Origin of the sequence: Sulfuricaulis sp., assembly GCF_040901545.1 — a bacterium.
Lineage (GTDB): Bacteria > Pseudomonadota > Gammaproteobacteria > Acidiferrobacterales > Sulfurifustaceae > Sulfuricaulis.
Genome location: NZ_JBBDYL010000050.1, coordinates 43,564 through 59,029 on the forward strand (window position 1 = coordinate 43,564; position 15,466 = coordinate 59,029).

Consider the following 15,466-nt stretch of genomic DNA (forward strand, 5'->3'; position numbering starts at 1 on the left):
ACCGGAAACTCTGAAAAAATAAACGAACGACGGCCGTACAACCACGAAGGAGAAGATCATGGTTGCCATCACCAGTAACAAGCGCGAGCACATCCTCGGCGCGGTGACGCAGATGTACACCCAGGTGGCGAACTCGCCGCAGACCGAATTTCATTTCCCCACCGGCCGCAAGGCCTGCGAATTCGTGCGCTACCCCGCCACCACCCTTGACGACCTGCCGCCCGAGGCATTGGAATCCTTCGCCGGTGTCGGCAATCCCTTCGCCGTCGACGCCATCAAAAAAGGCGACACCGTACTCGACATCGGCTCGGGCTCCGGCACCGACGTGCTGATCGCGCAGCGGCGCGTGGGCGCGCGCGGCAAGGTCTACGCCCTCGACATGACCGCGGCCATGCGCACCAAACTCAAGGGGATCCTGGACGCGAATGGGATCGCGAACGTCGAGATCATCGAAGGCAATGCCGAATCCATCCCGCTCGGCGACGCCGCGGTGGACGTGGTGACCAGCAACGGCGTGCTGAACTTGGTGCCCGACAAGGCGCGCGCGATCGCGGAAATCTTTCGCGTGCTGCGCCCGGGCGGACGGCTGCAACTGGCGGACATCGCGCTGCGCCAGCCGATTGCGCCGCAGTTCAAGAACGACCCGAACCTGTGGGCCGAGTGCGTCGTGGGCGCGGTGTCCGAGGAGCGTTATCTCGAGATGTTCCGTGCCGCCGGCCTCCAGGACGTCGGCATCGTGGACCACTTCGATTATTTCGCCGGCAGCAACAGCGACAAGACGCGCGAGGTCGCCAACCTGTTCGGCGCCCACAGCGTGGTGCTGCGCGCCGCCAAGCCCGCCGGCGCGGCATTGCAGCAGGTCATCGACGAGCAATCGTCGTGGCGTCGCCGCGGTTTGGCCGTGGGGCGCCAGCTGCTGGCCCTCGCCGGGGCCGGCATTGCGGTGGGCGTGTGCTCGGGAATTCCGCTGCTGGTCGCCGCCTTCGGCGCCGTCGGCGCGGCGGCCTTCGCCACGCACGCCTACATGTTCCCGCTGTTTGTCGCCTGCGTGATCGCGGCCAGCTACGTCCTCTATCGCGAAGGAAAACGCCGCGGCCGGCTCGCGCCGTTCTGGATCGGCGCTACCAGCGCCGCCGTCTCGTCCGTGGTGCTGTGGATCATGGTCACCAACGTCATCGCCGTGCCGCTGTGGACGCTGATCGCGCCGCTGGTGGTACTACTCGCCGCCAGCGTTTGGTGTCTGCTGCTGCCCTTGCAGGTGGATCAATGCCTGAAAGACATGATCCGATCCGTGGCCGCGCGCGAGCGTCCGCGCCACGTGCAATTCTCCCGGGGCGCGGCCATGAGCCTGGCTGCGGCGGCGGCTTTCTACGGCATGTACAAATCCGTGGATGTGTTCGTGCCCAAGGCCGAAGCCGGTGACATTGCCTGTTACGGCATCAACGCTTGCAAAGGGCAGACCGCCTGTGCCACGGCCCACAACGCCTGTCCCGGACAGAACAGCTGCAAGGGCAAGGGGTTCCTGAAAGTCCCCGCCGATGAATGCACCGAGCGCGGCGGCCAACCGCTGAAAGGCTCGCCCGCCGATCCCGCCAGGACCTGAGCCGAAAAAAATATTTCGCTGAATGCGACGCACACGGCCCGGCACTCGCCGGGCCTTTTTATTTTTCGTTCCGAAAAATTAAATTGATGACAACACGATCACGCGGGAACTCTTCCAAACCCGGTTGCGTCTTCATGGATACAACCACGAGAGGAGATGAGTCATGACCGAGAAGACTGAAAACACCAACCGCTATTTGTTCGTGATCACCGGCTTCGACACCGAACCGGACCGCACCGCCGGCCCGCTGGTGCTGGCCAACAGCGCCCTGAGCACCGGCGCCGACGTATTGCTGTGGCTAACCCACGAAGCCGTCAACCTCGCCAAGCAGAACAACGCCGACGCGATCAAGCCCAAGAGCTTCCCGTCACTCGGCGAGCTGCTGGAAAGCTTCAGCGAGGCCGGCGGACGCATCGGCATCTGCCCGCCCTGCGGCAAGACCCACGGTGTGACTGAACAGAACATGCTGCCGAACGCGGGCTGGATGGGCGCGGCCGCAATGCTCGGCGAGATGCAGGGACGGCAGACATTATCTTTCTGAAGCCGTCTGACCGTCTGACTAAAAAGCCCGGCGAATGCCGGGCTTTTTTACAGCTCGACGACCGGGTTGCTGATCCGGAAACTGGGGCCGTAGCCGAAAGCCAAACCCAAATCCTCGCCACCGCGGTGTAGCTGGTGGGGCGCTGTTCCAGAATTCCGAGGCGGTCATGGAGGCCATCGGCAGGTCTGGAAAAGCCAAGACGGGGTAATCCAGGCTCAAGGCAAACTAACTAAAACGGCCCCGCGAGGGGCCGTTTCTTTTGTGAGGCGGTTCGGGGCGTGTGGGCAAATAAAAAGCCCGGCATTGTCCGGGCTTTCTCTTTATTCATTTCAGGATTCCAAATTTTCCAATCTTATTCTTAAATCATCAGGCACCGTGTAAGCAAAAGCCTTTCCTATTTTTGATTTCTCCAGCAATCCCAATTTTTCCAAGCTTAACAAATCCGTCCTTGCCGTCTGATATGTCACATTGTGCGAGCTTCTGTGGCTCTCAACATAAAATATAGAATGCGGTTTTTTCAAAGCCCTATTTAATAATGCAAACTGCCTATGGTTAAGCAAATTTATTATCCGTGGCGACTTTCTCAGAATATTCTCGACCGTTCTTATTTCTTTCGCCTTTTTGTCCAGATAGGCATATAGATCGCCAATGGCTCTTACAATGACTTCCAATTGATGAGCAATAAAATACGTGGCATCGTTGTCGTCTGTTTCAGTATATAAATATGACCTGTTGTATTCGGCGGGCGCTGATTTAAGAATTCTTGATATTGATATGAACTCAATCAGCCAATACCCCTGATTTAGCATGCACCAATAAAACAACGCTCTTGCAGTTCTACCGTTCCCATCTTCAAAAGGATGATCGTAGGCAAGCATAAAGTGCAATAAAATTGCTTTTACGACCGGATGCAAGAAAGTTGCGGAGTGGCTGTCATTCGCAAATTTACAAATATTTTCCATTCTCCCTTTCAACTCGTTGGCTTTAGGCGGTATATGTAACGTTGTTGTATCACGCTCATCACCAACATAAATGTCATCCGTCGTGCGTAATTTTCCAATCGCCTTTGGGTTCCCCAGGGTTCCTTGCGTAAGCAATCTGTGTAATTCAAGTATCATGCCTGATGTCAGTCGTTCATACTTTACCTGACTAACAAACTGCATCGCATGATAGTTATTAACGATCATTTTTTCGGAATTGTTTTTTGGTTCTCTATTCTGCCGAATCATCTCCTTCGCAACCTTCCTCGTGGTAGAAGCCCCTTCCAGTTGGCTTGAAGTGATGGCTTCTTCAATAAGTGAATTGACAAGGTATGTGTCTTTTGTATTAGGATTTGTAACTGCTTCGGGGCTTTGGATGGCGCCACTGGCATCCCTGGTTATCTGATGCAGTAGCCTCTGCACAATATCAGGTTGCGCATACTGGAACAGTTCACCACGTACATCAGTATGTGGAACAGGACTATATAGCGCTCTGCGCGCGAGCTTTATCGCTAACCACCATTCCTCTGTTGTCAGGCCTTCAGGCGGGGCCAAATGTCTTAGTTTGTCCCAGTGGTAGTACTGTCCTTTCGGGTCAGGGCGTACTCCCAAGGACAGCAGTTGGACGAAGCGTTCGGGGCTCTTCCTAGCGATCATGGGAACCAAGTCATCCCATTTAGGTGGCTTGAGGGGTATCTTCATTCTTCTATATTACTACTAATTTAGTATTAATTAGTAGAAAAATAGTAGATAAATGCTGATACCTAAATTAGACGATTTCTACTAATCTAAATGAAATTAGTAGTTTATTAGTAGAAAGCAGATCTTGAACTTATTGAAATGTAAGCCAATATCAAAGTTGTTGGCAAAGTAGTCTATAGACTACGTTTTCTTATAAATCTCCGGCCCCTGCTTCACGAATTTCACCTCCGTCGCATTTTCTCATTCCCGGATAACGGCCAATTTATCCGCGCCGGACTCCGGCAACCACACCTCGCCCGGGCGGCCGATAACCGGGGTAGAGCCACCCGCCAATGGCTTTTAAAGGCTAAAGCCGCCTTCGGGAGGCTGGCAACATAGTTGTAGCTATTCACCCCTGCTCCTGTCATAGTGCCCGGGTTGCAGCGCACTTCTTGTAGGTAGCCGCCGGATCCCGTGGCGCAGCTCTTTCGGAGACGGCGGCAGTAGTGCCCAAGGAAACATGGCTCATTTCGGCTACCTGCGCCCATCGCCGAAAGAGCGTTCGCCTCGGGCACTGGGCGCTATTTCGGTAGTCCCTCCCAGTTTCATCGGCAGTTACTCCCGCAAACGCTTTCAGGAATGAACTGCAAACTATCGCAATTCAACCAAACAGAGGTATTTTCGTGATTACAGGAATAGTAAAGTGGTTCAACGACGCCAAGGGCTTCGGTTTTATAACGCCGTCCGATGGCACCAAGGATGTCTTCGTGCATCACTCCGCCGTCCAGGGCAGCGGCTTCAAAAGCCTGGCCGAAGGTCAGCAGGTGAAATTCGAGCTGGAGCAGGGACCGAAGGGTCCGTCGGCAAAGAACGTTCAGCCGGCCTAAGCGTTAAACACACTACCAACGTGTTTCACATGAAGACCCCACCGCGAGGCGGGGTCTTTTTTTAGCTTAACGGTGCTTAACCAATTCTGCTTTTAAATCGAAGTGGTAACCGTTACCCCACGAAAACGAAGAAGCCCGCACACTTCCGCGCCCGGGTTTTCCAGCGGACACGAGTCAGTCTCAGGCCAGATCATTCTCCAGCACGATGCGGTAGCGCGCCTTGCCGGCCTCAAGGTGGGCCAGCGCTTCGTTGACGCGGCTCATCGGGAAGTTCTCGACCACGGGCTCGATCCGGTGACGCGCGCAGAATTCGAGCATGGTACGGATGGTGGCGGGCGAGCCGAGCGGCGAACCGGAGAGACTCAGCTGGCTGCCGATCAGTGAAAACGCGGGCGCCGGGATGGGCGCGGGAACGGCGCCCACGGTATGCAGGCGGCCCTTGGGCGCGAGCGCGGCCAGGTAGGCGTCCCAATCGAGGTCGACGGCGACGGCCGCGAGGATGAAGTCGAGCGAGCCGGCGATCTTCCGCAGTTGCGACGCAGCGCGCGAGTTGACGACGTGGTGGGCGCCCATTTTCCTGGCCTCGTCGCGCTTGGCGTCGCTGGAGGTGAACGCGGTCACTTCGCAACCCCACTTGTTGAGGAACTGCAACGCCAGATGGCCGAGCCCGCCGATGCCGATCACGCCGACGCGATGTGTCGGCCGCACGTCGAACTGCACGATGGGGTTGAACACCGTGATGCCGCCGCAAAACAGCGGCCCCGCCTTGTTGACGTCGAGCCCCGCGGGCAGGAGCGTGGCCCACTCGGCGTTGCAGCGCACCTTGTCGGCGAAACCGCCGTGACGGCCGACGATAGTCTGCTCGCCGTTCGGACACAGGTTGTGATTGCCGCTCATGCACTGGTTGCAGGTCATGCAACTGCCACTGAACCAGCCCAGCCCGACCGTGTCACCGACCTTGAGATGTTTGACGTTCGCGCCGAGTTGCGAAATCTTGCCGACGATCTCGTGGCCGGGGACCAGCGGATAAACGCTGGTGCCCCATTCGTTGTTGACCATGGACAGGTCGGAGTGGCACAGGCCGCAGGCGATGATATCGATCTCGACCTGATCGGGGCCGAGCGCGCCGGGATCGTACTCGATGCGTTCGAGGCGGCCTTTGGGTTGCTTGACGGCATAGGCTTTGATCATGGAGCTACTCCTTGTGCTTCGCGGTACAGCCGATGAGTGGGTTCGGAAAATTCGGGAAAATAGAGCTGATGAGAATGTCATTCCCGGATAACGGCCAATTCATCCACCCCTGACCCCGGCAACCACACCTCGCCCGGCCGGCCGAGAATCTGCCGCGAGCGCGTCCCGACGTCACTCGAACAGCTTGCGACCTTGCGCCGCCTGCTCGACCGCCGCGATCAGCTTGTCCTTTGCCACCGGCTTGGTCAGATAATCGACCACGTCCTTTTTTTTCATGAAGTCCACGGCGAGCGTGACATCCGGAAAACCGGTCAGGACGATCACCGGCGTCGTCGGGTACTCCCGTTGAAAATAGGCGACCGCTTCGACCCCGCTCTTCCCCGGCATGCGCACGTCGCAAATAATGACGTCAATGCTGATCGGATTGTCGTCCAGCATATCAATGGCCTGGTCGACATTTTCAGCCTCCAGGATCTCGAAACGCGTCCCCTTGAGCTGCAGTCGGATGGCGGCACGGACATCCGCCTCATCGTCCAGAACCAGAACATGATGTTTCATGAGTGCTCCTCCCCTGCTGCGTTTTTCAGGTCGGCCGTTGGAAACCGGATCACAAATCGGGCCCCGCCGCCGGTGGCGTTGTCGACATCGATCGTGCCCCGATAGCGGGTAACGATCTGACGGACGATGTAAAGCCCCAGCCCTTCACCCTCGTCCGGACCCTTGGTGGTGAAGAACGGGTCGAAGACCCGTTTCAGGTGTGCTTGCGGAATTCCAGCTCCGCTATCCTGGATGCGCACGGTAACCCAGTCCCCTTCCTGCGCCGTGTGGATTTCGATCCGCCCCTTGCCGGCGATGGCCTGAATGGCATTGCGTATGAGGTTGAATAGCGCCTGCTGAATTTCCTCGGGCTTGGCCAGTATCGCCGGCGCGGGGCCCGTCGTGATCTTGATCTCGATCTGGTCCCCGCGCAGTGCGCGCTGTGCCAGATGCGCGGCGCCGGCAACCGACGCATTGATGTCCACGCGTTGCAGGTCATGCCGGGTGCCTGGCTGAGCGTAGCGCGACAGGTTCTTCACGGTCTCGGCGATGTTCTTCGCCTGCTTGAGGATCTCATGACCGTAGGTGCGGCACTGGCCGATGTCCGTTTCGTCCGTGAGCGCTTCGGCCGCGGCCAAAACCACGTATAAAGGATTATTGATTTCGTGGCCGATACCGCTGACCAGCGTGCCCACGGCGGTCATTTTTTCCGCCTGGATGAGGTGTTCCAGGACGCGTTCCTTTTCCCGCTGCGCTGCGCGCAATTCCCGTGTGCGTTCCGTCACCAGTTCCTCGAGCTGCTCTTCGTGCTGGTGCAACCGGTCTTCGATCGCCTTGCGCTTCGTGATATCGATCACCGTGGCGACCACAACCCCTCCGGAATCAGTTTGCGCGGGGCGCAACCCGATTTCCACCGGAAACCGCCGGCCGTCTTTGCCGACCCCCTCAAGGTCTCTTCCACTGCCCATCGGCCGCGGCTCCGGGCGGCGCGCATAGTTCTCGACATGGCGCCGGTGTGCGCCGACGTATTGCTCGGGCAGCAGGATTTCGACCGGTTTACCCAAGAGCTCTTCCATACGGTAGCCGAACATGTCCGCGAGGGTTTGATTCACATACTGGATATCGCCCCGGTCGCCGACCACCATGATGCCGGAGGGAGCGGCGTGTAGCGCCAGTTGATATATCTCGGTGAGTGGGTCGCCTGCTTGCGTCATTGGTTGTGGTTGCTCTTGGCACGCCTGGCATTTTGGCCCGCCGCCCGCCACCCATGCAAGGGCTTGCCCGCTGGAGGTTCGCCCACGGGGCGGGCGCGACAATAACCGCCCGGCGGCATGTGATTCACCGCCGATGTCACCACAGTGTCACTGGCGCCTGTTAAGAATCCTATCGCAATAACACCAAGGCGCCTTAAATTTTTCTTTGGTTCAAGCGAGAGTGAGCGAGCATGCCCGAGGCAAGTCTCAATGGTGAATCACGCGGCGGTCTTGGCGGGTTCGACTACTGCGTTCTCGCGGGCGCCGCCGTGAACCTTCTGGTCATCGGATACCTGATCGGCTACTGGCTGCTTGCCGGCTAAGCGCGCGCCGCGGCGAATTTACGTGGAGTCAGCGAGATGAGCACAAGCGTGGATCAAACTGTAATAAGTGTCGCGCCGTTGCCGCGATACCGCGAGATTTTGCTGGCGGTCGATTCCTCCGATCACGCCAATCGGGGTGTCGAGGACGGAATCGCACTGGCGCAGCTGTCGGGTGCCCGCGTTACCGCCGCGCATGTTTATGCGGCGAAGATGCACGATATGCGATTTCGGCAGATGGAAGGGGGGCTGCCCGAGCGATTTCGCGAGGAGCAGGAACTCGAACGTCAGCGTGACGTGCACAACGACTTGATCACGCGCGGGCTGTCGATCATCGCCGATTCCTATTTGGATCAGGTGAATCGCGCCTGTAACACCGCCGGGCTGAGATTTGTCCGCCGCAACCTGGAAGGCAAGAACTATCGTCAACTTTCCAAGGAAGCCAACAGCGGGAGTTACGATCTCCTGGTGCTGGGTGCGTTGGGCCTGGGCGCGGTCGCCGAATCGCGCCTCGGCACCGTGTGCGAGCGGGTGGTGCGCCGAGCCGGCATCGATACCCTGGTAATCAAGTCCCCGGCGCAACGTATCGCCGCGGGCCCGATTGCGGTCGCTATCGACGGTTCGGCGCGCGCCTATGGCGGGTTGCTGACCGCGCTCGCGCTGGCCCAAGAATGGCAAGTGCCGGTGCACGTGGTCTCGGCCTTCGATCCCTACTATCACTACGTGGCATTCAATCGGATCGCGGGCGTGCTTTCCGAAGAGGCGGGAAAAGTATTTCGCTTCAAGGAGCAGGAACGGCTGCACGAGGAGATCATCGACTCCGGGCTGGCGAAAATTTACGCGGGCCATCTGCAGATCGCCCGCGACATCGCCGCCGACTACGCGATCCCGATCGAGACCAAGCTGCTCGACGGCAAACCGTACGACGTCATCGGGCGCTACCTGCGCGATTTGCATCCGTCGTTGCTGGTCATCGGCAAGCTCGGTATTCACGCCGATCCCGAACTGGACATCGGCGGAAACGCGGAGAACCTGTTGCGCAACGCGCCGTGCGCGGTGCTGCTCAGCCAGCGCGAGTTCATACCGCGGGTGGAACGCATTGCCGAGGTCACCGTGTCCTGGACGCACGAGGCGCGGGAACGCGTGCAGCGCGCGCCGAGCTTCGTGCAGAACATGGCGCGCATGGCGATCCTGCGTTACGCGCAGGAGCGCGGCCATACGGTGATCACCGAACGCATCGTCGAGGAGGCCACAGCCGCGTTGATGCCCGTGCGCGCGGAACAGGCCATGGCGGAAATCGTCGCCGCGCACGACGCGGGTGAACTGCGCCGCGGCGAGGTTGCGGCGGCCATGGCATGGTCCGAGGCGGCGCAGACGCAGCTCAATGAGATCGGCGATGCGTCACTGCGCGACAACGTGCGACTGCGGTCGGAGAAAAAAGCCCGCGGCGAGCGCGCGGCGGCGGTAGCGCCCGCGCATGTGGCCGCCTTCCTCGATAGCGCGGCCGCGCCATGCGCCACGGAACCTGAGCGCGATCCGGCATCCGGTCCGGACTCGCTGCATTGGGACGCGGGCGCGCTTGCCCGTCTGGCGCGAGTGCCCGAAGGCTTCATGCGCGAGGCCTCCCGGCAGCGTATCGAAAGCCACGCGCGGCAGCAGGGCGCGAACACCGTGACTCTCGATCTCGCCGAGCGCGGTCTCGCGATCGCCCGAGCGGTCATGGCCGAAGAGGTGGCCGCGGATGACGGTGATGTCGCCGCACCGAAATCGCAACGGCGTAAATGTCCCTGCTCCCAAACGGTCAGCCCTTTGCCCGCCGAAGTGACAGATGCTCCCGCACCCGCATGGACGGCGGAGGCCGCGGCTAGACTCCAGGAAGTTCCGGCGGGTTTCTGTCGTACGCTGACGGAGCGCGCCGTCGATACGCTCGCGTTGCAAAACAATCTGCATCACGTCGATATCGAGTTCATGGAGCAGGTGCTGAAGGTGTTCAAGAACGGCTCCCGGTCCGTGGCGACCACCATGTCCTGGGAAGCAGACGCCCGCGCGCGCATCGAGCGTGCGCCCGACGCCGTGCGCGGCATGCTGATAAAGGAGATCGAAACCTGGGCCCGCCGCCACGGTCTCGCGGAAGTCGATGAGCGTGCCGTGCGCGCCATCAAGCGCGAATGGCAGGCGCGCGGCGTGTTCCACCTCGAACCCGGCGATCCACGCGGTGACGCCTGATTTCATGCCTGACGCTGCGCACGATCTGTCGCTGCTCGCGATCAACCTGACGCGGCGCTGCAACCTGGCTTGCGCGCACTGCTATCTCGATGCACAGACCTTACGCCAGGGTGACGGCGACGAATTAAGCACCGCGGAAGTGCAGGCGTTGCTCGACGATGTCGCCACGCTGGCACACGGCACCATGGTGGTGCTCACCGGCGGCGAGCCGTTGCTGCGCAAGGATCTTGAGCCGCTCATCCGGCATGGCTCCGCCTTGGGGCTGCCGATGGTGGTTGGCACCAACGCCGTGTTGCTCAGCGAACGCCGGGTGCGCTCGCTCAAAAGCGCGGGGGTATTGGGTTTGGGCATCAGCCTGGATTCGCTGGATCCGGCGTGTCACGACCGGTTCCGCGGCCAACCAGGCGCATGGGCGAAAACCATGGCGGGTATCGAGCGCTGCCGTCGCAACGGCGTGGATTTCCAATTGCATTTTTCGGTAACGGATGCCAACGCGCACGAGTTGCCCGCGATGGTCGAGTTTGCGCAGAGTTGCGGGGCGCGCTCGCTCAACGTGTTTTTCCTGGTGTGCGTGGGGCGCGCGCAATCGGTTATGGCCCTTGCCCCGCAGCGCTACGAAGAACTGCTGGCCGACTTGATACGGCTGCAGGCCGGCTACCCGGGGCTCATCGTGCGCCCGCGCTGCGCGCCGCACTACAAGCGCATTGCACATCAGCTGCAGCCGCAGGCGGCAATCAACCGGATCAGCGGGCGCGAAGGCGATGGCTGCATCGCGGGCATTCACTATGCGCGCGTGAACCATCGTGGTGGCGTAACCGCGTGCCCCTACATTGAACAGGAAGTCGGCAATATCCGCGCTTCCACGTTGAGCACGCTGTGGGCAAATGCCGCGGATTTCGCCCGACTGCGCTCGCCCGCGCTCACAGGCAAATGCGGCGCCTGCGAATACCGAATGCTGTGCGGAGGCTGTCGCGCGCGTCCGCTCGCCAACGGGGGCGGATTGATGGATGCCGATGATCTGTGCGCGTACGAACCGCAAGGACGCGCGCTCGTGCGCCCCATGGTCAATCTAGTTAACGCTGCTCCGCACTGGAGTCCCGAGGCTGAGCAGCGCCTTTCCCGCGTGCCCGATTTTCTGCGCCCGATGGTGAAAAAGCGCGCCGAGGCCCACGTGAGCGGTTTGGGCGAAAACCGGGTCACCGTCCGGCACCTGTCGGACCTGTCCGCCGCGCGTTTCGGACCCGCCGGGCCGCCGAAGTTTTTCGTGGATGGAGCGCGGCCGACACGGGAGTCGGAAAAAGCATGAGCGAATTGGACGCACTGGTCGTCGGCGGTGGAATTTCCGGGCTTGCGATCGCCCATTGCCTGGCACGCTCCGGACTTACAGTGGAAGTATGGGAAGGTAACGAGCACGTGGGCGGCAAAATACAGACTATCGCGAAGGACGGTTACCGCTTGGAAAGCGCCGCCTCCATGGTGGTGAATTTTCACTCGGAAGTGGATCAGTTCCTGCGTACCGCGGGGCTCGAAGCCAGTAAACGTGCGCGCGCGCCGATGGCGACGCGCTACGTGGTCGATGCGGACCGGTTGGCCGAGGTGCCAACGGGGCTCGGCGAGATGCTGCGAACACCGTTACTCAGCACCTCGGGCAAACTGCGGTTGCTGGCCGAGCCGCTGGTGCCACGCGGCCGCAATCCTCACGAGAGCGTTGCCGAGTTCGTGACTCGCCGGCTGGGAAAAGAGTTTCTTGAAAAAGTGTTCGAGCCCTACGTGGCCGGACCGCTCGCGAGCGACGTGGATCGCGCTGAAGCGCTTGCGACCATGCCGAAGCTGACCGCGCTTGAGAAGCGCTACGGCAGCCTGGCGCTCGGCGCCCTTTTGCGAAAGGTCTGGCGTCGCGGGAGCGGTGGGCGTCCGGATGTTTTCTCCTTTGCCGGCGGTATGACGACGCTGGTTGAAATTCTGGCGCGCCAAGGCGGCTTCCGCGTGCGCAACCAGCTACGGGTCAGCGAGGTGTGGCCGGTCAGCGGGGGCTGGATGGCCCGAGGTGTCATGGGAGATACACCACGCACGGCATTCTCCAAGCATCTCGTATTGAGCATACCGCCGGATGCCGCGGCAGAATTGGTCGGTGGTTTGGACGCCGAGCTTGCCCGGCTGTTACGCCTGATCGAGTTTGCACCCGTCAATGTCGTGCATACAGGTTTCAATCGATCACGGATCAGGCACCCGCTCAATGGCAGCGGATTCCTGGTACCCCGGCATAGCCGCTTCGCGCCCAACGGATGTTTGTGGATCAGCAGCTTGTTTCCCGAACACGCCCCGGAAGGCCAGGTCTTATTCAGTAGTTACCTCGGCGGGGCCCGGAATCCGGCCGCGGCAGGTTGGGACGCCACGCGCAGCCTGGATGCGGTAATGCACATGCTACGTGCTCTGTTGGGAATCAAAGTGGAGCCGGACATGTTGCATATAAAATCTCATGCGCGCGCCTTGCCGCTTTACCACGGCGCCTATTCGCAGCTGCTGACGGCCATCGACCGGCGCTTGAAGGTTTTGCCTGGCCTTTACCTGGAAGCCAACTACAAGGGCGGTGTTTCAGTGCGTGATCGGATACGGTGTGCCGATCTGGCGGCAACCCGCATCCTGCGGCATCGAGAGCGGCTGTCGCGGAAGAGCCCTTCCTCACAGCTATCGGGGGGCGCACAAAATATCGTCCCCGCGTCAGCCACGGTTCGCTGAGCTCTTCGATGCACGATAAACCAGCGCTCGCCGAGCCGACCGGACCGGGATTTCACCCGGTACCCCTCGTTTTGGTTGTGCTCGCGGCGTTGCTGCTCGTCTCCTTTGCCGGCAGTTGGTACGCCGGACATGTATCTCTGCCACGTTACTGCCAACAACTTGAGATCGTGTTGCCTCGGCTGGCTGCGATCATTACCGAAAACAGACCGGCCGGGGAGCAGGCGCTGCGCGATTACGTCGTAGCCGCGAAGCTCGAATTTCTCGTGCCGCGCGCCGCCGATGAGTCGCTCGATGCTTACCTGCTGCGCCTACGGCGCCGACTGGAGCAGCAGTGTCGTTAGTGCAACTCGAAGAAGCCGCAGAACCGGTCTGCACGCGCCGCGCCGACGCGTGCCCTAGCCGGCGGCACCTACGATCGAATTCCCATGGGTTTATGCGAGCCCATTTGGGGCCGAAACTAACAGCGGCCGGCCAGGATCAGCAATTGATTGAGTCGCCCTATTTGGCTGATTTGCCGAAAAAAATAGCTGTTTTTAGGAGTGAATTTGACGCAAATCAAAGTTAATCATTGCATTTCTCGCTATATCTGACGGTAAAATGTGTTTGGGAAATATATCCCAAGGGGATTGAAAAATATTTTTTAATCTTTTCTTTGTTTTTTTTCTGATCCATTGCAACGAGGGGCACGACCGTGGAAAGACACACTCTCAATGCTGGCTTCGCGCAGGCGAATGGAACTTCAGCCAGCCGTAAGTCGGGCAACATTGCCCAGAGAGGGATTGAGCGGGTTCTACTCGCAGTACTTCTTAGCGCGGTCGTCATGGCGGCGGGCGGTTGTAGTGGAGATTCGGGTACGAATCCCGTGCCCGGTGGCAGCCAAAGCACGACCCTGCAACAATTTACGGTGGACCAGACGGGTGGAACGGTAGCCTACCGGTCTCCTATCCAAGACGTAACGGTAACCCTCACTATTCCTCCCGGGGCGCTTAACGGCAGCACCGTCATCACCGTCGATCATGCGCAGAATTTCCCCGCCGCATCGGGGCTCGTGACGGGCGCCGTCTTCGACTTCGGACCGGATGGACTGATATTCAATATTCCAGTCGAACTTAGCTTTGCCTACGGTGCCAGCATCATCGGCGGTCTCACGGAAACTGATCTTCGAATTCATCAAGCCAACGCTACCAGCTGGACGCCCCTTCTCGGTTCACCAGACACCGCGAACAATATCGTCAGCACGACAATTAACGGATTCAGCATTTTTGGTCTAAAGACTATTCCCGCGACGGGTGGCACTCCGCCTCCCAGTGGTGGTGTAGGAACAGATACCTGGGCGACGATTCAGGCCGATATACTCCAGGTGCGTTGCGTGCTCTGTCACAACAATACCCCCAGTGCGCCGTTGGGCCTGTCGTGGGAGGCGGATCAGTTTGACACGGTGGTCACCAACGGGCGGATCAGCAGCGAGATTCCCTCCCTGAAGATCATTGAACTGGGCAACAGCGCGGCCAGTTATATGGTCTGGAAAATCAACGGGCAGGGACCTGCCGGGCAAGCGATCGTGGGCCTGCGCATGCCGGCGTCAGGACCGCCGTTCCTGGCTCAGGCGGACATCGACCGTATCACCGCGTGGATCGATGCCGGCGCACCCGGTACCGGTGGTGGCACTCCCGACGGTGGCGGCGATCCCGGCGGTGGCGGTACTCCCGGCGACGGTGGCACAACGGATCCCACGTCGATCATCCCCACATGGTTTGGCGTGCAGGCCAACATCCTGCAGCCGTTCTGCACCGGATGCCACGGCGGCCCCAGTCCACTGGCAGGGCTTTCCTGGGAGGTCGACCAGTACAACACGATTGTTACCAACGGGCGCTTGAGCACGGAAATCACCAGCCTGCGTGAGGTCCAGCCGAGCAATCCGGATGCAAGCTACATGATGTGGAAACTGCGCGGGCAGGGACCTGCCGGGCAAGCGATCGTGGGCGTGCGCATGCCGGCCACCGGCATTCCGCTCGATCCGGCGCTTATTAACGTGATCGAGCAGTGGATTAGCAACGGCGCGCCGCTCGGCGATCCCGCCGATGCTGATTCCGGCGGCTCGAGCACCCCGACCTTTCCGGTCGGGTCCTGGATGTATGTGTGGACCGAGTCGTTGCAAGTCTGCACTTTGTGTCACAGCCGTACGCCCTCCAGCCCGCGTTGTGGAACGGATTTCGAATGTCCCCCCAAGGACGTGGTGCTGACCGCGGACAACTATAACGGCGTGGTCGACGACAAAGAGGTGCGGCCGTTCCGCCTCGACAACAGCAAGCTGTGGGAACGGGTCACCGACGATGATCCCGACAAGCGGATGCCGTTTGGACTGCCACCGTTGAGTCAAAGACAGCTGGACATCATTCGTGATTGGATCAACAACGGCGCCCCATTCTGTCCTGCGGGCGAGGTTTGCCCATAGGGAGAATCCATGCTGACGCGCATATTTCATAAGCCACACCGCGTGGTGCGCGT

13 protein-coding genes are annotated in these 15,466 nt (G+C 60.0%); 9 read left to right on the forward strand and 4 right to left on the reverse strand.

Translation table 11 applies throughout. The annotated features are described in order from the left end of the window. Positions 1-58 precede the first annotated feature (58 nt). Together WD823_RS10295 and WD823_RS10300 are read left to right on the forward strand one after the other, a co-directional pair. The gene (locus WD823_RS10295; RefSeq protein ID WP_368429407.1) at positions 59-1,603 is read left to right on the forward strand and encodes a methyltransferase domain-containing protein; all 1,545 of its coding nucleotides are present in this window, start codon (positions 59-61) and stop codon (positions 1,601-1,603) included. Positions 1,604-1,766: 163 nt separating this feature from the next. Then, positions 1,767-2,144 (forward strand): DsrE family protein, encoded by a 378-nt coding sequence (locus WD823_RS10300; protein WP_368429408.1) that lies wholly within the window; start codon positions 1,767-1,769, stop codon positions 2,142-2,144. 329 nt (positions 2,145-2,473) lie between these two features. Here the strand turns inward: WD823_RS10300 and WD823_RS10305 are convergent, their stop codons facing one another. Beyond that, positions 2,474-3,826 (reverse strand): Fic family protein, encoded by a 1,353-nt coding sequence (locus WD823_RS10305; protein WP_368429409.1) that lies wholly within the window; start codon positions 3,824-3,826, stop codon positions 2,474-2,476. Positions 3,827-4,488: 662 nt separating this feature from the next. Here WD823_RS10305 and WD823_RS10310 point away from each other — a divergent pair. Further along, a complete protein-coding gene (locus WD823_RS10310) occupies positions 4,489-4,692 on the forward strand; it encodes a cold-shock protein (RefSeq protein ID WP_368429410.1) in 204 nt (67 codons plus the stop codon). A gap of 180 nt (positions 4,693-4,872) precedes the next feature. Here WD823_RS10310 and WD823_RS10315 read toward each other — a convergent pair whose 3' ends face one another. The 3 genes from WD823_RS10315 to WD823_RS10325 form a co-directional block, all read right to left on the reverse strand. Continuing rightward, positions 4,873-5,883 carry an NAD(P)-dependent alcohol dehydrogenase gene (locus WD823_RS10315; RefSeq protein WP_368429411.1) on the reverse strand — a complete coding sequence of 337 codons (1,011 nt, stop codon included), beginning with the start codon at positions 5,881-5,883 and terminating at the stop codon, positions 4,873-4,875. Between the two features lie 171 nt (positions 5,884-6,054). Continuing rightward, complete coding sequence (locus tag WD823_RS10320) at positions 6,055-6,441, reverse strand: response regulator (protein ID WP_368429412.1); 387 nt, start codon at positions 6,439-6,441, stop codon at positions 6,055-6,057. Further along, positions 6,438-7,634 carry a sensor histidine kinase gene (locus WD823_RS10325; RefSeq protein ID WP_368429413.1) on the reverse strand — a complete coding sequence of 399 codons (1,197 nt, stop codon included), beginning with the start codon at positions 7,632-7,634 and terminating at the stop codon, positions 6,438-6,440. The genes WD823_RS10320 and WD823_RS10325 overlap by 4 nt, the downstream gene beginning before the upstream one ends. 230 nt (positions 7,635-7,864) lie before the next feature. Between WD823_RS10325 and WD823_RS10330 the strand changes: the two genes are divergently transcribed. From WD823_RS10330 to WD823_RS10355, 6 genes are all read left to right on the forward strand, one after another. Further along, entirely contained in the window at positions 7,865-7,996 is a 132-nt protein-coding gene (locus WD823_RS10330; RefSeq protein ID WP_368429414.1) for a hypothetical protein, read from the forward strand. 36 nt (positions 7,997-8,032) lie between these two features. After that, positions 8,033-10,219 carry a universal stress protein gene (locus WD823_RS10335; protein WP_368429415.1) on the forward strand — a complete coding sequence of 729 codons (2,187 nt, stop codon included), beginning with the start codon at positions 8,033-8,035 and terminating at the stop codon, positions 10,217-10,219. Between the two features lie 4 nt (positions 10,220-10,223). Next, a complete protein-coding gene (locus tag WD823_RS10340; RefSeq protein WP_368429416.1) occupies positions 10,224-11,525 on the forward strand; it encodes a radical SAM protein in 1,302 nt (433 codons plus the stop codon). Then, on the forward strand, positions 11,522-12,958 hold the full coding sequence (hemG, locus tag WD823_RS10345) for a protoporphyrinogen oxidase (RefSeq protein ID WP_368429417.1): 1,437 nt from the start codon (positions 11,522-11,524) through the stop codon (positions 12,956-12,958). The genes WD823_RS10340 and hemG overlap by 4 nt, the downstream gene beginning before the upstream one ends. An 8-nt stretch (positions 12,959-12,966) precedes the next feature. After that, positions 12,967-13,299, forward strand: a complete 333-nt coding sequence (locus WD823_RS10350; RefSeq protein ID WP_368429418.1) for a hypothetical protein — start codon at positions 12,967-12,969, stop codon at positions 13,297-13,299. A 350-nt stretch (positions 13,300-13,649) separates the two neighbouring features. Beyond that, positions 13,650-15,413 (forward strand): hypothetical protein, encoded by a 1,764-nt coding sequence (locus WD823_RS10355; RefSeq protein WP_368429419.1) that lies wholly within the window; start codon positions 13,650-13,652, stop codon positions 15,411-15,413. The last annotated feature ends 53 nt before the right edge of the window (positions 15,414-15,466 follow it).